Consider the following 20,591-nt stretch of genomic DNA (forward strand, 5'->3'; position numbering starts at 1 on the left):
TTTTATGTGACACTTTTATGAATTTATTATGACAGTAAGCCTTGTGAGGCTGGCCTTGAATGCAAATATAAGTGGAAACTGATACACTCGCGCGCGATTTACAAACTCATGTTTAAACTCTACTAAAGGTTCAATAAATGAAAAGCTACAAGCTAGCCAGCCTGGCAATTTGTATTAGTGCAGCATTGCAAACTACCTCACTATCCGCTCAAGAAGTTGAAAAAAACGAAGCGGTGTTGGAAACAATCACGGTGACAGCTCAAAAACGAGTGCAGTCAATTCAAGATGTTCCAATCTCTATCGCTACGCTAAATGGTGAGAAGTTTGAAAGCATTTTCTCAGGTGGCGAAGATATTTTGGCGCTCGCTGTTCGTGTGCCGGGCTTGTATGCCGAATCGTCTAATGGTCGAGTTGCTCCGCGTTTTTATATTCGTGGCCTAGGCAACACCGATTTTGACTTGGCAGCATCTCAACCGGTATCGATCATTATGGACGATGTGGTCAAAGAAAACGTCGTTCTCAAAAGTTTCCCTCTATTTGACATTGAACAAGTGGAAGTTATTCGTGGACCACAAGGTACCCTTTTTGGACGTAATACCACTGCAGGTATCATCAAGTTTGACAGCGTTAAGCCAAGTGAAGACTTTGATGCATATGGTAAAGTGGCGTTCGGTTCTTTCGGTACAGTTAATGTCGAAGGTGCTGTTGGTGGCGGCTTAGCTGACAATATTGCGGGTCGTTTTTCATTTTTATCGCAACAACGCGATGACTATATCGACAATGCATTTTCGGGTGAAGACGATGTTATTGGTGGCTATGACGAGCTAGCTTGGCGTGCGCAGTTGTTGTTTACACCAACTGCTGAATTAGACGTTCTCGTTAACCTGCATGGAAGAGACTTAGAAGGCACCGCGTCTATCTTTAGAGCAAATGTCTTCACTCGCGGTTCTAACGACCTAAATGAAAACTACGATCGCGACACTGTTTATTATGACGGTAACCTTTTAGGTAACGGTTTTGATAACAACCCACAGGAATATGAAAACTTTGGATTTTCTGTAAAGGTTGACTACGATTTCGATGAGGCAACGTTTACTTCAATTACTGCAAATGAAGAAGCTGAAGGATTCAGTCTAGGTGATGTAGACGGTGGCGCAGGTTCAGGTGATACTTCTGTACCCGGCTTCATTCCTTTTACTGCGGTAACTCAAGATAAATTAAATGACCTAGAGCAATTTACGCAAGAGTTCCGTTTAGCCAGTAACAGTGACGATGCATTGAGCTGGCAAGTAGGTGCGTTTTACTATGACTCATCTTTCAATGTAACCAGTATCGACGGTTTCTTTGGTGCAACGACTGTATTCCATGAAAATACTACTTGGGCAGTCTTCGGTCAGAGTACTTACGAAGTAAGCGAAAAACTCACTGTAACCGGTGGCTTACGCTACACAGAAGATGAGAAATCTCTCCGAGTTGGCGACCAAAATGTAGACGGTTTCGCATTGGTTATTGACGCAGCTCAAATCCAAGAGTATGCACCGATTAACGTCGATGACGGCCAAGTAGGCTATGAACTAAGCGCAAACTACAAGCTTGACGAGAACACATCATTATTTGCTCGCTATGCTAATGGTTTTAGAGCACAGAGTATTCAAGGCCGTGATGTTGCTTTCGAAGGCGCACCGTCAGTCGCTGAAGCTGAAACAATTAATAGCGTTGAAGTGGGCTTTAAATCTGATCTATTAGATGACAGTTTGCGACTCAATGCGGCAGCGTTTTATTATGTTGTAGATGACATTCAATTCTCTGCCATTGGTGGCGGAGCGAACAATACGGCTCTTATCAATGCTGATAAAGGAACTGCGTTTGGTTTCGAAATCGATGCAACGTATATCGTCAACGACAATTTAGTTTTAACTGGTGGTTACAGTTACAACAACACCGAAATAAAAGATGACAGTTTGTCTGTTTTCCCATGTGGTGCAAATGCCGACTTCGGTGGCAATTGTAGAGTGCTTAATCCAAGAACAGATGATAATCGCGCACTCATTGATGGAAACCCATTCCCACAAGCACCTGAAACTATCTTCAACTTTACTGCTCGCTACAGTATACCGGCGGGTGAAAACGGTGAGATATTTGCGTATACAGACTGGGCATTCCAAGGCAAAACCAACCTGTTCTTATATGACTCTGTTGAGTTTCAAACGGATGATAATGTTGAAGGTGGATTACGTATCGGCTATGAAAACTTCGAGCACAACTATAGCATCGCGCTTTATAGTCGTAATATTACAGACGAAGATAACGTAAAAGGCGCAATTGATTTCAATAACCTAACGGGGATTGTAAATGAGCCGCGCGTTATTGGTATCGAAGGTAAAATTAGCTTCTTTTAAGCGTTTATAATCGTTTAGAAAAGCAACTAAAAAGGGGTCAGAGTTAATTTAATATGCCATCGGCAATTAAATTAACTCTGACCCCTTTTTTAATTAACTCTGACCCCTTTTTTCTAACCTCGAGTCTGAGTACTTTCCAAAGTAGACTGTTGTAGCCCGCTTTTCGCCTTGTCTCGTTTAAACAAGCCTGTGAAGTCATCCAGTATTAAATAAAGGGAAGGAATCAAAAGCAATGTTATGACGGTGGCAAACAAAATACCAAACGCTAAGGAAATAGCCATGGGTATGACTACCTGAGCTTGTAGGCTTCGCTCAAAAACAATAGGCATCAAGCCCATAAACGTGGTCAATGAAGTTAACACAATTGCTCTAAAACGTTCGCTCCCCGATTTCAAGACAGCGTCCATCAAGTTATGACCTTCTGCCCTCGCCTTGTTCACAAAATCGACCATAATCAATGAGTCATTCACTACCACTCCCGCTAACGCAATAATGCCGCAGATTGATAGGACACTCACCGCTTGCCCGAATATTAAATGTCCGACAATCGCACCGACCATGCCAAATGGAATAACCGACATTATGATCAAGGGTTGCAAATATGACTTAAGAGGTATCGCCATCAGCGCGTAAATAGCGATTAAAGCAAACAAAAAACCCTGCGCCAACGAAACGACGGCATCTTGCTCGTCTTTTGAATTACCTTGTAATCTAAATTCGACAGCAGGATACCGCTCCAGCATCTCGGGAATCACCTTCATTTGCACTTCAACTGTCAGGTCGCGAGTATCGACAATGTCCGTATCTACTTTGGCTGACACAGAAACAGAACGTGAACCATCCACTCTTATTATGTTCGCATACCCTTTGCCCAATTCGATATCAGCTACTTCGCGAAACGGAATATCGTCACCATTTGGCGCTCGGACTCGCATATTCTCCAGATTACCAATAGAATTTCGCTCGTCCTTAGGGTATCGAACCATGACTTTAATCTCTTCATCATCACGCTGTATCCTTTGAGCTTCAGCACCATAAAACCCATTTCGCACTTGCTGAGCTAATGAGGATAGCGTTAATCCCAAAGACTCGGCCTCAGGTTTTAAATCAAGCTTGATTTCGTCACTACCACCACTGAAGGTATCCGTCACTTCAGTGATACCTGCGTAGGCGCCCAAGTAACTGCGGAGCTCTTTGGCGACATTTTCTAATTGTTGAATATCATTGGATCTGAATTCAAAATCAAGTCCATTGGCACCACCTGGTCCGCCGGGATTACCAATGTTGAAGTTTCTGACACCGGGTATTTCTGGAAGTAGTGCGCGCCATTCGTCTTGCATTTGGACGTCGGTCAATTCGCGAGTCTCGCCTTTTGTCAACTCAACAAACACAGTCCCACCTAAAGTGCCGTTATCAAAAGCAATAGCATGCTTGACTGCGTTAGAGCCGGTTTCTGCTTTTACCTTTTCATCCATTTTGTACATCGCATCTAACATTGCATTCATCGCGATGTCTCTCTGTGCGATCGATGAGCCAGGCTCAAGTTCAACGCTTGCTTGCATAAAATCAGACGGAATATTGGGGAAAAATTGCCAGCGCACCAAACCACTGCTGAATAAACCAATGGTGACAATCAACATGCCAATAAAAGCGGCTAAGGTGGTATACCTGTTGCGAACTGCCTTTGCTAGAAACGGTACATACTTGTCTTTTATGAAGGTCTTAATACCAATACTAAAAATATCTCTAAAACGTTGAAAAGCGTTAGCTTTCTTTGGGTCGTAAGGCTTCAGCTTCATGTGTGCCAAGTGAGCTGGAAGAATTAACTTGGACTCAATCAAAGAAAAGATCAAGCATAAGATAACCACCATACCTATGGTTTTCCAAATGACACTTGTTGGCCCACTCACCATTAACATGGGTGAAAAAGCGGCAATAGTGGTCAATACACCGAAGGTTGCTGGCATTGCCACCTTCTTGACACCCCGTATGACGGACTCTGTACTATGACCCTTTTTATCAATTTCTGAATAGGCCGATTCGCCCATAATAATTGCATCGTCTACCACTATCCCCAGTACCAGTATAAAACCAAATAAACTGAGCATATTAATGGAGACATCAACTTGTGACATTGGCATAAACATCAGTGTGCCTAAAAAGCAAACGGGAAGGCCCACGATCACCCAAAAAGCTAGCTTTACTCTAAGAAACAGGGATAACACGATAAATACGAGTGCGGCACCGGCCAGCATATTCTTGATCATCATATTTAAACGATCAGCTAAATAGAAGGAACTGTCGCCCCATGTATCAGCCTTGATGTTTGCTGGCATCTCTTCACGTTTTTTATCAAGGTATTCGTTGACTGATTTGGAAATTTGTAAGGCGTTCTGGTCACCCACGGCACGCACTCTGATACTAACCGCTGGCTTCCCATCAAATAATGCATATTGATTATCTTCTACAAAACCATCATTGATTGTTGCAATATCACCGAGAAGTAAACGAGTGCCATCATCGCGACTAATTAAAGCTACTTTAGCGAAATCCCATGCGTTATAGGCTTGCCCGTTTGCCCTCAATAAAATATCACCATTGTCGGAACGTATGGAACCACCCGGAAGGTCAATGGATGACTGACGAATCGCATTTACCAATTCGTTAAAAGTGAGGTCATACTCTTGCAGTTTTCGTTCTGATATTTCAACTGAAATTTCATAGTTTCGAGAACCGACAACCGATACATCTGAAATCCCAGGTAGGTTTGCGATATCGTCACGAATGCTTTGCGTATATTGCTTTAACTCTCTCTCAGTGGTATCACCATACACAGAGACCCAAAGAACGTCCTGCGGAAACTTAATTCTATATACGACTGGCTTTTCAGTGTTGCCAGGGAAACTGGGGATGGCATCTACTTGTACCTTTACTTCATCCAATAAGGTTTGAACGTCATAACCATCTTCAACTTCGATGCTCAAGGAGCCCACGCCTTCTCTCGCAGTTGACGTGAGCTTCTTAATACCCTCGAGATCTTTGACAGCCTCTTCAAGTTTTAAAATAACCCCCTCTTCTACTTCTTGTGGAGCCGCACCTAAATAAGGAACTTGGACAGAAATGACATTGACTTCAAACGCCGGGAACACCTGCTTTTGTACACGAATAATACCGAATATCCCGCCCAGTATTATCATGACCATCAAGAGATTCGCTGCAACACTGTTTCGTGTAAACCACGCTATTATGCCAGTTTCAGTGTCAATTTTATTATCACTAATCTGACTCATTACTTCACCTCAATGGCGTTGTTATTTGCTGGGATTTCGTTAGCGCTTGGCTCTTTGTCTTCATCGCCTAAAAACCTGACTGGCATGCCATTATAGGGGTTGGGCACTGCGCTCATCACCACTTGGTGTTCTGGGTTTAAACCATCACTTATATAGACAAAATCTTCATCTGTTCTCTGTACGGTGACAAAGTTGATTTTAATTTCTTTGTTCTCATCAACCGTTAGCACGGTTCCGTCTAATCTAAGTACATTGCGAGGTAGAACGACAATATTTGGTGAACTGATACCGCTAATCTGCGCACTCACAAATCGACCAAATCGCAAAGGCTGTGCATTGGATGCCGCTTCAGACCGCAAAAGATAGGGATCAACGACTTCAACAACACCATAAATAACTCGACTCTTACCATCTAAAATCGCTTCATCACGCACTAGAGCGCCAGTCCACTGAACCGTTTTACCAGCAATATCTGTTGACAGAATTACCTTTGGGTTTGTATCACTTAAGTCATCAAGAAAGGCGACATCATCATCAGTTAACGGTAAGCGTACCTCTCCAATGGCAGTAGAAAAGACTTCACCAAGTTGTGAGCCTAAGGTAACGAACTGTCCCAAATCGACATTACGCGTTTTTACCAGGCCATCATACGGCGCACGAATTTTGGTTCTTTCTAGATTTCGTTTTGCTCTTTGTAAACCAGCTTCGGCTGCTTTCACAGTAGCTTGCTCTCGGGCTAGTTGTGGCTTTCTCAATCCTAATTCTGGTGGCGTTCCTTGATTAAATGAACGCCATTCCTCAGCGGCAACCATTCCTCTTGCTTTTTCCTCGTCCAATGAAGCTTGGGCTCTTGCCAATTCGGCTTCTGCCAACAATAAATCTGTTCGGTAGTCAGCATCTTCGAGTTCGACAAGTACGTCGCCTTTAGCAAAGAAGCCACCCTCGACAAAGTTGTCAGCTATAGAGGCAACCCTGCCGCTCACCTGCGTACTCAACATCGTTTTGTTTTTTGCTTGTACCGAGCCTTGTGAATAGACGAGAAAATCTACGGTCCCAAACTCAATAGGCTTTGCGTCAACCAAAAAATCTTTTGTGACCACCTCTTCTTTCTCTGGTTGTTTTTTTAAACTCGCTAGTGCGAACATCACAGCGATCGCCAATAAAATAATAATCATTGGGATGCCAGCTTTCTTTAAGGTACGACTCATTAATGTAAACCTTGGTCAGTTACAGATTTAAATACTGATAGTGATTATACTGAACGAGTGCCGTAAAGGCCTATTTACAATAGTTAACAATTGTTAATAAATGTGTCGAATATTAATAGTTTACAACCTTAAGCACTACGGCGAGTACACAGGAAAAGCTAGTATTTCGCCTAAACCAACGGTAAATAACCATAATCCATATAAACTGTGCTCAAGGACTATTAGGCGATAACTTTTGGTTTTAACGTAAGTATAGGCAAATAAAAGCCCACCAAAGAAGGTGAGCACTAATACCCACAGATTAAAGAACATAATATGTGCCAGACAAAAAAGTGTGGCGTTGAAGAGAATGAAGACTGTTTGGTTCACCTTACTTAAGAGTGAGTTAAATAAAACCCCATATCGCCACAAAAAGAAAACACGAAATAGCCATTCTTGAGGTAAAACTGATAGAAAAACGTAGACGCAGGTAATTGCAAACCAGAAAACAAGTGATTGCCCAATAACCAAAAATAATTTACCAGGCATCAATAGCGCCATGATGACCAGTAAACACAGTGCAAACGTAATAAACTTTAGGCATATTCTAATGATATGTTTTCGTATGAGACCTTCAGCTTTCGTACCCTTTGACTCCAGTCTGAAACTGAAACGAGTAAGCCACATAACATATAGTAAGGCTAATAACACCAACACTACGCTTAGGTAATGCAGAGGATTAAAAGCGATGATGATAGGAATGAGCATGAAGATGACCAATAATTCGCCTATCAAAATATAGCTAGGTGGTGTGTCTCGTAATAAACGCTTCAACCTTGGGTTCTCGCTCTCATTTTTAAACAACGTGCAGTTGTTTTATGCATCATACTACGCTTATTTAAGACAAGATAATCCTCTTTCGCAAGCGCCATAAACTGCTAAGATAGTGCTGATGATAAAAGGTCCAATGAATACAATGGTAAAATAAGTAATGGATAGAATCCTAGTTCAACTAGAAGACTTTGATATTGGGAACGAATATGCACACCTGCGCATGGCAGCGAACTCTGATGGCGCGATCGTTACTTTTACAGGTTTAGTGCGTGAGTTAAGCCAACATGGCAATCTTGAAAGTATGTCATTGGAACACTACCCGGGTATGACTGAAAAGGCGCTAATAGAAATCGCTGCACAGGCACGTGAGCGTTGGCAACTTGGTTCAATCACAATTATTCATAGAGTTGGCACACTCAGGCCAGATGAACAAATTGTATTTTTAGGTGTGAGCAGTACACACCGCAAATCTGCCTACGAAGCAAGTATGTTCATGATGGATATTTTGAAAACAAAGGCCCCGTTTTGGAAGAAAGAAAGTACTGCTGAGGGTGATTATTGGGTAGAAGCAAAACAAAGTGATAAACAAGCTGCGTTGCGCTGGCAATAAAAAAGGCTAAACATTATTGTTTAGCCTTTCATTTTTACTATCGAAACGTGTGTTTCTTTTATAAAGCTGCTTCTAGCTCAGGCAGCACGTCAAATAGGTCACCGACTAGACCGTAATCAGCAACTGAGAATATCGGTGCCTCTTCGTCTTTGTTGATGGCAACAATCACTTTACTGTCTTTCATGCCCGCTAAATGCTGAATTGCCCCTGATATGCCCACAGCAATATACAATTGTGGAGCAACAATTTTACCAGTTTGACCTACTTGCATATCGTTTGGAACGAAGCCGGCATCTACTGCAGCACGAGACGCACCAATTGCTGCGCCTAGTTTGTCGGCAATCCCGTTCAACAAAGCAAAGTTTTCGCCATTTTGCATACCACGTCCACCCGAGATAATGACATCGGCAGCGGTTAATTCAGGGCGTTCTGATTCAGTTAATTCAGCCGAAACGAAGCTTGATTTATCTGATGTCTTAACCGTTGAAAGTGCTTCTGTACTGGCACTTCCATCGTTACCAGCGGCATCAAAAGAAGCAGCACGAACGGTTACCACTTTCTTTGTATCAGAGCTTTGAACTGTCGCTATCGCATTACCTGCATATATCGGACGAACAAAGGTATCTGCTGACTCAACTTTGATGATGTCAGAGATTTGAGCAACGTCTAATAGCGCGGCAACGCGTGGCATAAAGTTCTTACCGGTCGTGGTTGCTGCTGCAAAAACGTGTGAATAATCAGCTGCAAGTTCAACAACTAAGTCAGCAATATTTTCTGGCAACTGATGTTCATACGCTTCATTGTCAGCAACCAGAACTTTGGATACGCCGTTAATTTTAGCGGCCGCTTCACCAATTGCTGCGCAACCCGAGCCTGCAACTAAAACAACTACATCATCTGAAGCACCCAGTGCAGCAGTGACCAATTTATTTGTTTCTGTTTTTAAAGAGTCATTATCGTGCTCTGCATATACTAATACACTCATGAGATCACCTTCGCTTCGTTTTTCAATTTACCCACTAATTCTGCAACGTCTGCGACTTTCACACCACCACTGCGTTGCGCCGGTGCTTCTACTTTTAGCACGCTCACGTGTGAATTCATATCAACACCAAAATCAGCAACTGGTTTTACGTCGATAGGTTTACGTTTCGCTTTCATGATGTTTGGCAATGAAGCGTAACGTGGTTCGTTTAAGCGTAGGTCAGTTGTTACGACAGCAGGTAAGCTAAGCTTGACTGTTTGTAGGCCGCCGTCGATCTCGCGTGTGACATTGACTGAACCATCCTCAACAACAACTTCTGAAGCAAATGTTCCCTGTGGCATGCCGGTAAGTGCTGCTAACATTTGTCCGGTTTGATTGTTGTCTGAATCGATTGACTGTTTACCCAGAATAACAATGTCCGGTGATTCCGCTTCAACGACTTTTTGAAGAAGCTTTGCAACCTGCAAAGAATCAACAACGGCACCCGCATCAGTTTCAATGTGAATACCGCGGTCTGCGCCCAAGGCCAAACCAGTTCGTATTTGCTCTTGGCAAGTTTTATCGCCAATTGACAAGACGACCACTTCTGTCGCGACGCCCTTCTCTTTCAAACGAATGGCTTCTTCAACAGCAATTTCACAAAAAGGATTGATTGCCATTTTTACATTGTTCAAATCAACACCAGAGTTATCTGGTTTAACGCGTACTTTCACGTTGTAATCTATCGCCCGCTTTACCGGTACCAAAATTTTCATAATCACCTCTATTTAGGGCTATAAATAAAAAAATACTATTCGCTTTCATTACATATTCACGTAATCATAGCAGCCATACTAATATGTTGACGCAAAATTTACTGATACTTTACGTAAACGTCAACCTGAATTCACAAATATTCTCAGTCATACTGTAATTAGATTTTACAATGTTTTGACAAGCTGTAATATTCGTTTAATTAATATTTCACTATAACTGGTAAGAGTTGTTTCGGAGGCACAAGTGGAAAGAGAAGTAATGGAATTTGATGTAATTGTAGTTGGTGCGGGGCCATCAGGGCTCTCAACGGCATGCAAACTGAAACAATTAGCGAACGAAAAAGGTCAAGAATTAAACGTCTGTCTACTGGAAAAAGGCTCAGAAGTAGGTGCACATATTTTATCAGGTGCCGTTTTCGAGACTAGAGCTTTAGATGAATTGTTTCCAAATTGGGCAGAACTTGGTGCGCCATTAAGCACTAAAGTAACCGAAGACCATATATATTTACTCAATAGTGAAACCGGTTCGACTAAGCTACCAAACTTTATGACCCCAAAAACCATGCACAATGAAGGTAATTATATTGTGAGCATGGCCAATATGTGTCGCTGGATGGCAGAGCAAGCGGAGCAACTAGGTGTCGAAGTATTCCCAGGTTTTACGGCAGCCAGCGTGCATTACAACGAAGATGGTAGTGTTGGCGGCGTCATTACTGGTGACATGGGTCTGAGCGAAAGTGGCGAGCAAAAAGACGGCTATATGCCTGGAATGTTGCTAAGTGCGAAATACACAGTTTTCGCAGAGGGTTGTCGTGGACACCTAGGTAAGCAACTTATTCAGCAGTTTGCTCTGGATAAAGGCGTATCACCTCAGCATTACGCAATCGGTTTCAAAGAAATTTGGGATATTCCAGCCGAACAACACCAAGAAGGACTGGTAGTGCACACGGCAGGTTGGCCATTGAGTGATGCAACAGGCGGCAGTTATTTATATCACGCAGAAAATAACCAGGTATTTGTAGGACTGATCGTTGACCTCAATTATGATAACCCTCACCTGAGTCCTTTTGACGAGTTCCAACGTTTGAAACATCACCCGGTTATTGCCAATACCCTGAAAGATGGGAAGCGCGTGACTTATGGCGCGAGAGCAATAGCGAAAGGAGGTTTTCAGTCCTTACCGAAGATGACATTCCCTGGCGGATTATTGGTCGGCTGCGATGCGGGCACTTTGAATTTCTCGAAAATAAAGGGGAACCACACCGCAATGAAGTCAGGCATATTAGCAGCAGAAGCTCTGTTTGCTGAGTTGGCGAATGCCGATGCCCCTATTGTTGACCCAAGCTCGTACACTGAATTATTTAAAAACTCTTGGTTATATGACGAGTTATATCGTTCACGCAATTTCGGTGCTGCGATTCATAAATTTGGTAATTTCTTTGGTGGCGCGTACAACACGCTTGATCAAAATATCTTTGGCGGTAAATTGCCATTTTCAATCGGCGATTCAACACCAGATCATGTCGGTATGAAATTGGCCAGTGACGCGCCCACAATCCAGTATCCTAAACCTGACGGTGTACTGAGCTTCGATAAACTATCTTCCGTGTTTTTATCCAATACAAACCATGAGGAGGATCAACCTTGTCATTTGGTGTTAAAGGATCCGAGCATACCAATTCAAGTGAATTTACCGAAGTATGACGAACCTGCGCAACGCTACTGCCCTGCCGGTGTATACGAAGTCATTGATAATGATGCTGGTGAAAAGCAATTGCAAATCAACTCACAAAACTGTGTGCACTGTAAAACCTGTGATATTAAAGACCCCAATCAAAACATCTCCTGGGTGGTTCCCGAGGGTGCTGGCGGTCCTAACTATCCAAATATGTAGATAAGAAACCAACTATCATGACTGAATTGCTTCACGCGCAATCATTTGGTGACACCTTTCGGGTGTCATCACCTCAACAGCCAACTATCGTTCTAATCCATGGCTTGTTTGGTAATAGCGATAACTTGGCTGTGATACGTCGGCATTTTGAGACGACCCACCACGTACTCAGTGTAGATTTACCTGACCACGGTCAATCTCCGCGGACGGATATATTTAGCTTTGACCACTACGCAAAAATGCTACTGAGCACCTTAAAAGCATCAAATATAAATATATGTTACGTCGTTGCTCATTCACTCGGTGGAAAAGTGGCTATGCGAGCAGCGAGCCTAGCGTCTGACATCATTAAGAAATTGGTAGTGATGGACATAGCGCCTGTCAAATATGAAGCGAGACATCACAACGTAATTAAAGGCTTGAGTTCGGTAAATTTAAGCACTATTACCGATAGAAAAGCAGCAATGCAATGCTTATCAGACCATATTGTCGATTCAGGGACTATCGCATTCTTGCTGAAAAGTCTTTATCAAGATGACAAAAAGGCTTGGCAGTGGCGCTTCAACCTCCCCTTGATTATTAGGGATTACCCTCTGTTAAGTGATTGGCCTTTTTCTGGTGAGTTGTACAACGGTGATGTCACATTTATCAAGGGTAAAAACAGTGACTACATAGGCAAACAACATCAAGCGACAATCATGCAACAGTTCCCAAAAGCAAAAGCGAAAATTGTGGACGCTGGACATTGGCTACATGCCGAAAAGCCACAACTTGTTAACACGCTGTTAACCCGTATTTTACTTGGCACGGAAAAGTAACACTGATAGTTGATTATTCAGCTAAGTAGCTTCAAAAATTGCAATAAAATGTGCTAATATCCGCGCCCAAGATTACGCTGGAGATAGAACATGAATGCTGACAATTACCAAGTGATTGAATCGGTGGTGCTTAATTTAAGCCTAGTGTTGTTGTTTGTGTTGTTGGGTCTAGCAATACATGATGTTCTGAAAAAAAACGATGTTCCATTAGTGGGCAAAGTTGTTGCTTATGGCGTATTAGGTTTGGGTGCTGCAGGTTTTGTAGCTAAAGGCATTATTCAATTATTTTACAGTGCGAGCGGTGTTTCTTAGCTCCGCACGAGATTAGACGTTTTAGAGGTGAAGCATGGCTAGCGTTGGTTTATTTTTTGGCAGCGATACTGGTAACACAGAACACATCGCAAAAATGATCCAAAAAGAATTGGGCAAACAGCTCATTGACGTCAAAGATATCGCTAAAAGCAGCAAGGAAGAAATTGCTGAGTTCGATTTACTGATCTTCGGTATTCCGACTTGGTATTATGGAGAAGCCCAGTGTGACTGGGATGACTTCTTCCCTGACCTTGAAGAAATTGATTTTGAAGACAAGCTTGTTGCTATCTTTGGCTGTGGTGATCAAGAAGATTATGCTGAATACTTCCTTGATGCGATGGGCATGATCAGAGACATCGTTGAACCCAAAGGCGCAATATTAATTGGTCAATGGCCGACTGAAAGCTATGATTTTGAAGCGTCAAAAGGTATGGCTGATGACGAACACTTCGTCGGTCTAGGCATTGACGAAGATCGTCAACCTGAACTCACAGAACAACGAGTCAAGGCTTGGTGCAAACAGCTGAATGAAGAAATGTGTTTGGCTGATTTAGCCTAGTTCGTTAGCATGTATTGGTAACAAGCAAGCAATACTAAGAAAACGCGCGCAGTGAAAATTGGGCGCGTTTTTTATTTCTAGATGGTTTTGTTGCGTTTTGTTACAAGTCTTGTGAACCAATTTGACTCAAACGCTTGTGTTTTTATCTACCTTTGTCGCAAACTAAGGAGCGTAGGACAATTCTAATTGAAAGGTTCTATAACAATAAGTAAGTCTCAACGTTCACGCTCTTTACACCAAAAAGTGCTCGATAATAAAAATATTAGAATAAAAAGACAAAAGGAAGAAAGATGCGAAAGCCCATTAGCATAGCTGTTTGTGCTGGTTTACTTGCTCTGTCCATTGGAACAAGTCAAGCTGGCTTATTGATGAAACCCACCTATAACCCTGATTTAGATTACCAAGCTGACATACTAAAAGGTACCTATGATGCTGCATTAACGCATCCTGATAGCATCCTCGGCTTCCCAGTTGGTCAACGCGTTGCAACGCCCTACCAGATTAACAAGTCCATTCAAACTTGGCGCACTCAAACTGACAGAATGAAAGTTGTCGAGTACGCTCGCAGCCATGAAGATAGACCTTTGCACGCTGTGTTTATCTCTAGTCCAAGTAATCTAGCAAATATGGACGACATACTTGAAAAGCTAGACGCTCTGTCAGACCCGAGAAGAACGAGTGAGAGCGAAGCTAAAGAATTGATTAATGAGCTCCCAGCAATTGCTTGGATGGCCTACTCTATCCATGGGAATGAAACCTCTGGAGCCGATGCAGCACTGGCGTCAATTTATCACTACGCTGCCTCAGAGGATCCAAAAATTCGTAAGATGCTAGACGATATGATTATCGTCATTGACCCAATAATGAATCCTGATGGTCGAGACCGTTTTGCGAAGTCTTTGGAGCAATATCGAGGAACGGCACCCAATGTGGATGATCAAGCCCTACTGCATAGAGGAGATTGGCCATATGGACGTACTAATCACTACTTCTTTGATTTAAACAGAGACTTCTTCTATCTCACCCAACCCGAAACGAAAGGTCGAGTAGCACTTATCAACAAATGGCGTCCTCAGTTAATGATAGACGGTCATGAAATGGGCCCTCAAGACACTTACCTTATGGGCCCCCCTCGTCAACCTCTCAATTTTAATATCGCACCTAGCGTCCAGAAGTGGGCAAAAACATTTTCAATCGACCAAGGACAAGCCTTTGATAAAGAAGGCTGGCGTTACTACACTGGAGAATGGTTTGAAAATTGGTATCCAGGCTACTCAAATTACGCTGAATACCGTGGCTCCATGCACATCCTATACGAACAATCTCGTATGGCTGAAGATGGCGTGAGACGACCTGAAGGAACTATTCAAACTTACAAAGAGTCAGTGCACCATCAATTTGTGAGTACCATCGCAAACCTTGAATCTTTGCATAAATATAGCAAAGAGATGTATCAAGATTATTGGAAAGATAGAAAGTCATTAGTGGAAAAAGATAGTCCCTATGCTAATAGAACCTTCATCGTCAGCGCTAACAATAATCACACTCGTATGAATACGCTTGTCGAAAAATTATTAGCACAAGATATTGAAGTCTTCGTTGCGAATAAAGATTTTTCGGTGAAGAAAGCAACTAATCATCTAGGGCAGACCTTCAACACAACAGTGAGCAAAGGAAGTTTGGTCATTCCTAATCGTCAACCTGAAGCTAGGCTACTGGCGGCTATTATGGAGTTTGACGCTCAAATCTTACCGGAAACCGTTGAGGATGAACGTCAAAAAATTCTGCGTGAAGGTCGCTCTATTATGTACGACACTTCCGCTTGGAATTTAACGATGATGTATGGACTGGAAGCGTTAACGGTACCAGACCATATCACCAACAATATAGAACCATGGAAAGCGCAAGATAAAAATCAAACACTCGCGGCTAAAGATGCTATCGCATGGGCTGTTAATGGCGATGATGATGCGTCAGTTGGATTTGCTGCAAGATTAATGGAGCGCGGTGTGCAAGTGCGCGTTATTGACAAAGCAACTCAACTGGGCAAAGAAACCTTAGTTCGAGGTTCGGTTGTTGTCACTATTACTGACAACCCAAATACAAGTGACCTGATAGAATTAATCAATACCACCGCCAAAGAGACCAAGTTGTCGATACAAAATATCACGACAGGTTATGGTACGGGTGATCTTCCTGAATGGGGAGGCGATCATTTCCAATTGTTAACCAAACCTCAAATTGGCGTTATTGGTCAAGCTGGTACTAGCAGTAACGATGTTGGTGCAACGTGGTGGAGCATCGATACGCATTTGGGTATTCGCCACTCACACCTCGACACTGCAGCTATCTCCAGAACTGACTTGCGTCGTTACAACGTTTTGGTCATGCCAAGCGCTTGGTCTGTCTCAGATAGCACGGCAAAAGCGCTGAAGACTTGGGTTCAACAAGGTGGAACACTCATTACACATGAGGGTGCCACGCAAGCCTTAGCATCGAAAGATGGCACGACGGTAAAACTGGTGAGCGACATATTCAAAGACGCTGAGAAGTTTGATATCGCTCTTCAGCGCAGATTATTAGCTGAAGAATCTGTCGACGATATGGAAGACTTGTTTGCCACGACTGTGAGTGAAGATGTGAGTTATCCTTGGGATGACGCCCCAAAACGTCTAAGCGAAGATGAACTGAAGAAACGTGATAAGTGGCAACAGTTGTTTATGCCAGCCGGTGCCATGGTTTCAGGTAGCGTTGATCAGGAACATTGGTTAAGTTTTGGAACGAACGAGCAACTGCCATTGCTTTATGGTCGTCAACCTGTGCTTGTCGTGCCAGAAAATGCTGAAGCTGTTGTCACTGTCGGCGTGTACAAAGATAAAAAGTCCACAAAAAAATCGAAAGACAAAGACGATGACAAAGCAAAAGCCATTGCATGGTACAGTTTGCCGCAAGACAAAGAGCTGCACGTGAGAATGAGTGGTTTACTTTGGCCAGAGGCAGCGCAACGTATTGCGAATTCGGCATACCTAACACGAGAACGTGTCGGTTCGGGGCAAATTATTATGTTTTCTGGTGAGCCTATATTCAGGGGGGCAACGCTAGGCACTAATCGCTTATTGCTCAACGCTATCGTATATGGGCCAGGCATGGGAACGAGAGCCAACATTGAGTTGTAATTAACCCATCTAACAAAAAGCCTCCGCCAAGTAGTACGTACTTATGCGGAGGCTTTTTTATTTGCTGGCTTCAGTTTCTGTTAAGCCAGATATTATTTACAAAGTAAGAGTTTATTCATGACACCTTTATAAACTGAATTTTGAAACCGCGCTTTTCAAGGCGTTCATTTGTTCCCCTAACTGATGAGTCGCATTATTTGACTCTTGAGTACTTTGCGCACTATCTTTTGCCAAATCAACAATACTTTGTAGGCTGCGGACAACATCATCTAACAAAGCATCTTGGCTTTGAGTATCATTAACAATTTGATTGTTAACGCTAGCTAAGCTTTCAATAATTCCTCGTATATCCCCTACTTGAATCGTCACTTTCTCAGATAACTCTACGCCCCGACTAACTTGCTCAGTACCTAAGTTTATCGCTTCAACGGCCTCACTGGCATCTTGTTGCAAGGCGCCTATCATTTTCTCAATTTCTTCTGTTGATGCATGCGTCCGTGTTGCTAAGGTTCTAACCTCATCGGCAACAACCGCAAAACCTCGCCCTTGTTCACCCGCTCTCGCCGCCTCTATTGCAGCGTTAAGCGCTAACAGGTTGGTTTGTTCAGCAATGGTTTTGATGACATCTAAAATACTGCCAATTTTGTTACTATTTTCACCCAATCGATGAATAATTTTTGCAGATTGTTCGGCTTGTATTGCCTGCTCATCAACCTGTCTACGGCTTTCTTGCACAAGCCCCATGACGTCATCTGTCTGCGATATCGCCTGTGACATTTGCTGATTTGCAGCCGTAATTTGCTGGAGATTATTCAAACTAGTGTCTTTTACCTGCAAAGTATTGATCGAAGTTTGACTAATTTGCTCCTGCTGAACCGCCACTTGCTGCAAGCTGCGATCTCCCATTTGAATACTTTTATCTGTGATCTCAGTCAGCACTTCTTCTTGTTCATGAATACTGCCAATAAGAGCGCGCAATGAATCGATTAATCGGTTCACGTTTTTTGACAACTCTGCGAATTCATCAAAACCTTCATCGTTCATTCGCTGAGTCAAATTACCACTACTCAGTACCTTCAATCGTTTGTTCACAGACTTAAGTGGTTTTGCAATACTTCTGGTGGCAATAAGGGCAAGAATAAACGTAGCACTAATCCCCAATAAGGAAACGACAACATTCTTAATTTCATTACTCAACACCGTGTTTAGGATATCTTCTTGTCCTTGTAATGTTGATGCATTGATATTTTCAGACAACACCAATAAAGATTCATTGGTAAGCAGAAGAGCGTCATTTGCAAGGTCATGATACTGCTGTATTGTTAGGTTTAAGCCCAGTCGTTTTCTGTGCATGGCGTAAACACCATCGTCAGACGAAAGTACTTCTTTCAACAGAGCGTATTGCTCATTGAACATGTCGACTAAGCCATCATTTTCGACACCTTCAGCTAAGCGATTCAGATAGGTCGAATCCGCTTCAATATTGGCAATATTATAATCCAAATCGTCAATTGTTTGGGTGATAGTATCTTTCCTCTCAGCTCGCGACAGTTCTTGCATCAAGCTTAATACTAGCGTGAGTTTATTGTCGATGTTGTTACCCATACCAACCAAGGCTTCAAAATCTCGACCGTCGCCCTCAACATAGCTAAGATCGAGCATTAGCGCACTCGCCTCGTCTGCAATGGCTAAAGCATTTTCACTTTCCACTGCGAGGACTTTTCTAAGCTCTATAATCGCGGCTAGATCGGCGAACATCAATTCACTTTGACGAATAAATTCAGTTGACGCTTTCACATTTGATTCAAGCAACGACTTATTTTCATCCGATACAAAGTTACGCAAAGATTCAATGCCAGTATTAAGTTCATCCACTAAGCTATCGAAATCGTTTTTAATTTGCTCAAGCGCTTGCGCGTCTTTTTCGTAAAAGGCTTTCAAAGACAAGTTAGAAAGAGAGAGAATTTCAGTGCGTACAGTGTTCATTGCTTTTTGCATTGGCATTTTTTCTTGAACAACCGTGTTCGCAGATTGTTTAATATCTTGCAAACCAAAGTACGACATAAAGCTAGTCAAAAGTAACAACACAGCTAGGCCGCTGAAGCCGAGGATCATTTTACGAACAACGGTGAGTTGTCGCATCATATTAGCCATGCATCACTCCTGAAATGTAAATTCTTCATATCAATCAATACGACCTCATATTTCTAAACGCTGATTGAGTTAAATTTCCATATCTTGAGTAACTATCCGTATTTTTTATCAACAATTTAATTTCTTTTAAACATTATATTATAAATATTACGGCAGATACTGTTAAATCTTTACAAGTCACCTATAATATATTTCAAGTTTTTACGGCGAAGTATCTCATGGACCAAAATAAAGAATTAAAAAAAGCAGGACTAAAAGTAACACTTCCACGTTTGAAGATATTGGAAATACTACAAGAGCCGCAAAATCAGCACATTAGCGCTGAAGATGTTTACAAAATATTGATCGATCAAGGTGAAGAAATCGGCCTTGCAACTGTATACAGAGTCCTAAACCAATTTGATGATGCTGGCTTACTGAATCGCCACCACTTTGAAGGTGGAAAGTCGGTTTTTGAAATCAGCCACAAGGAACACCATGACCACTTAGTTTGCCTAACTTGTGGCAAAGTCTTCGAGTTTGAAGATGATGTTATAGAGAAAAGGCAAGACGAAATTGCTGCACAGAATAATATGAAGCTGACGAATCACAGCTTATATCTTTATGGTGAGTGTAAAAAAGTGAATTGTGAGAACGAAGACTCAGAATAAACTACTCTATGAGCAAAGACTGGCCACCGCGGTTATATTCAAGGTTCGTAGCCAGTTTTTAGCTCAGTAATGCTAACAGTTGAACTTGTGTTTGTTGTAGGCTTCTTGCGCTTCTCGCCATATTTTTCCTGGCTCTCCATTACCCACTTTTTTATCATCAATACTGAGTACGGGCCCAAGTTCTTTGCTAGAGCTCGTTATCCAAACTTCATCTGCTTCATTCAATTCATCAAGGCTGACGACTCTCTCATCAACAGGCAATGAGGTATATTTATGGATAGCGTCAATGGCAATTCGCCTTGTAATCCCAGGAAGCAAGTGATTGTCTAAGGGAGGTGTTGCAATTCGACCATCTTTAACGATAAAAACATTACACGCGGCAGCCTCTGTAACCTCATTTTGCTGATTGTAGAGAATCACCTCATCCTTTCCTGCTTCTTGTCCCTGCTGAAAATGCATCACATTGCCTAACAAAGAAGTGGACTTAATATGGCAACGCTGCCAACGTAAGTCTTCAGCCAATGTCACATGGTAGGTTTTAGTATGCTTGGATTGTAAGTCTTGACTCGGTGCAATGTCGAAAGCATAAGCAAACACAGTCGGCTGAATACCTTTTGGGTAGGCATGAAAACGCTTTTTGTCAGCCCCACGACTAATATGGATATACACAGCTTGTGAATCTGAGTCGGTTTGTTTTACCAAGTCACCAATAACCTTACGCCATTGTGCCTCATCAGCCTGATATTCTATGCCAACTGCCTTTAGGCCTTCATTCATGCGGGCAAGATGCAGACCTAAGCCAACCGGCTTAGTAGAATAAGTGGGTATCACTTCGTAAATGCCGTCGCCAAATAAAAAGCCTCGATCCATAGGTGAAATGCTGGCCTTATCAGCATCGACAAAATCGCCATTCAAAAACACTTTGTGCATATCCACTCTCCTGTCATCACAAGGTACTGCTTATAGTC

General features: G+C 42.5%; 15 protein-coding genes. 8 read left to right on the forward strand and 7 right to left on the reverse strand.

Features of this window, described 5'->3' with window-relative positions; all coding sequences use genetic code 11:
- Positions 1–137 precede the first annotated feature (137 nt).
- Positions 138–2,399 carry a TonB-dependent receptor gene (locus tag RM544_RS03640; RefSeq protein ID WP_311360398.1) on the forward strand — a complete coding sequence of 754 codons (2,262 nt, stop codon included), beginning with the start codon at positions 138–140 and terminating at the stop codon, positions 2,397–2,399.
- 113 nt (positions 2,400–2,512) lie between these two features.
- Here the strand turns inward: RM544_RS03640 and RM544_RS03645 are convergent, their stop codons facing one another.
- The 3 genes from RM544_RS03645 to RM544_RS03655 form a co-directional block, all read right to left on the reverse strand.
- Positions 2,513–5,689 carry an efflux RND transporter permease subunit gene (locus RM544_RS03645; protein ID WP_311360399.1) on the reverse strand — a complete coding sequence of 1,059 codons (3,177 nt, stop codon included), beginning with the start codon at positions 5,687–5,689 and terminating at the stop codon, positions 2,513–2,515.
- On the reverse strand, positions 5,689–6,897 hold the full coding sequence (locus tag RM544_RS03650) for an efflux RND transporter periplasmic adaptor subunit (protein ID WP_311360400.1): 1,209 nt from the start codon (positions 6,895–6,897) through the stop codon (positions 5,689–5,691). Before RM544_RS03650 ends, RM544_RS03645 begins: the two co-directional genes overlap by 1 nt.
- Before the next feature lie 135 nt (positions 6,898–7,032).
- The gene (locus tag RM544_RS03655; RefSeq protein ID WP_311360401.1) at positions 7,033–7,710 is read right to left on the reverse strand and encodes a CPBP family intramembrane glutamic endopeptidase; all 678 of its coding nucleotides are present in this window, start codon (positions 7,708–7,710) and stop codon (positions 7,033–7,035) included.
- Positions 7,711–7,867: 157 nt separating this feature from the next.
- Between RM544_RS03655 and moaE the strand changes: the two genes are divergently transcribed.
- Positions 7,868–8,320, forward strand: a complete 453-nt coding sequence (moaE, locus tag RM544_RS03660) for a molybdopterin synthase catalytic subunit MoaE (RefSeq protein WP_311360402.1) — start codon at positions 7,868–7,870, stop codon at positions 8,318–8,320.
- A 58-nt stretch (positions 8,321–8,378) separates the two neighbouring features.
- Here the strand turns inward: moaE and RM544_RS03665 are convergent, their stop codons facing one another.
- Together RM544_RS03665 and RM544_RS03670 are read right to left on the reverse strand one after the other, a co-directional pair.
- Positions 8,379–9,305 carry an electron transfer flavoprotein subunit alpha/FixB family protein gene (locus RM544_RS03665; RefSeq protein ID WP_311360403.1) on the reverse strand — a complete coding sequence of 309 codons (927 nt, stop codon included), beginning with the start codon at positions 9,303–9,305 and terminating at the stop codon, positions 8,379–8,381.
- On the reverse strand, positions 9,302–10,060 hold the full coding sequence (locus RM544_RS03670; RefSeq protein ID WP_311360404.1) for an electron transfer flavoprotein subunit beta/FixA family protein: 759 nt from the start codon (positions 10,058–10,060) through the stop codon (positions 9,302–9,304). The genes RM544_RS03665 and RM544_RS03670 overlap by 4 nt, the downstream gene beginning before the upstream one ends.
- 244 nt (positions 10,061–10,304) lie before the next feature.
- Between RM544_RS03670 and RM544_RS03675 the strand changes: the two genes are divergently transcribed.
- The 5 genes from RM544_RS03675 to RM544_RS03695 all read left to right on the forward strand — a co-directional run bounded on the left by RM544_RS03675 (position 10,305) and on the right by RM544_RS03695 (position 16,819).
- Positions 10,305–11,954 (forward strand): electron transfer flavoprotein-ubiquinone oxidoreductase, encoded by a 1,650-nt coding sequence (locus tag RM544_RS03675; RefSeq protein WP_311360405.1) that lies wholly within the window; start codon positions 10,305–10,307, stop codon positions 11,952–11,954.
- 17 nt (positions 11,955–11,971) lie between these two features.
- The gene (locus RM544_RS03680; protein ID WP_311360406.1) at positions 11,972–12,772 is read left to right on the forward strand and encodes an alpha/beta fold hydrolase; all 801 of its coding nucleotides are present in this window, start codon (positions 11,972–11,974) and stop codon (positions 12,770–12,772) included.
- Between the two features lie 90 nt (positions 12,773–12,862).
- Positions 12,863–13,084 carry a DUF2788 domain-containing protein gene (locus RM544_RS03685; RefSeq protein WP_311360407.1) on the forward strand — a complete coding sequence of 74 codons (222 nt, stop codon included), beginning with the start codon at positions 12,863–12,865 and terminating at the stop codon, positions 13,082–13,084.
- A 34-nt stretch (positions 13,085–13,118) separates the two neighbouring features.
- Positions 13,119–13,643, forward strand: coding sequence for a flavodoxin FldA (gene fldA, locus RM544_RS03690; RefSeq protein ID WP_311360408.1), 525 nt, complete (start codon positions 13,119–13,121; stop codon positions 13,641–13,643).
- A gap of 290 nt (positions 13,644–13,933) precedes the next feature.
- Positions 13,934–16,819, forward strand: a complete 2,886-nt coding sequence (locus RM544_RS03695; RefSeq protein WP_311360409.1) for a M14 family metallopeptidase — start codon at positions 13,934–13,936, stop codon at positions 16,817–16,819.
- 126 nt (positions 16,820–16,945) lie between these two features.
- On the opposite strand, the gene RM544_RS03700 is transcribed toward RM544_RS03695, so the two are convergent.
- The gene (locus RM544_RS03700; RefSeq protein WP_311360410.1) at positions 16,946–18,973 is read right to left on the reverse strand and encodes a HAMP domain-containing methyl-accepting chemotaxis protein; all 2,028 of its coding nucleotides are present in this window, start codon (positions 18,971–18,973) and stop codon (positions 16,946–16,948) included.
- Between the two features lie 218 nt (positions 18,974–19,191).
- On the opposite strand from RM544_RS03700, the gene fur reads away from it, so the two are divergent.
- A complete protein-coding gene (fur, locus tag RM544_RS03705) occupies positions 19,192–19,623 on the forward strand; it encodes a ferric iron uptake transcriptional regulator (protein WP_311360411.1) in 432 nt (143 codons plus the stop codon).
- Positions 19,624–19,695: 72 nt separating this feature from the next.
- Here fur and RM544_RS03710 read toward each other — a convergent pair whose 3' ends face one another.
- On the reverse strand, positions 19,696–20,553 hold the full coding sequence (locus tag RM544_RS03710; protein ID WP_311360412.1) for an aminotransferase class IV: 858 nt from the start codon (positions 20,551–20,553) through the stop codon (positions 19,696–19,698).
- Positions 20,554–20,591 lie beyond the last annotated feature (38 nt).

The organism is Brumicola blandensis, assembly GCF_031846165.1.
Taxonomy (GTDB): Bacteria; Pseudomonadota; Gammaproteobacteria; order Enterobacterales; family Alteromonadaceae; genus Glaciecola; species Glaciecola blandensis.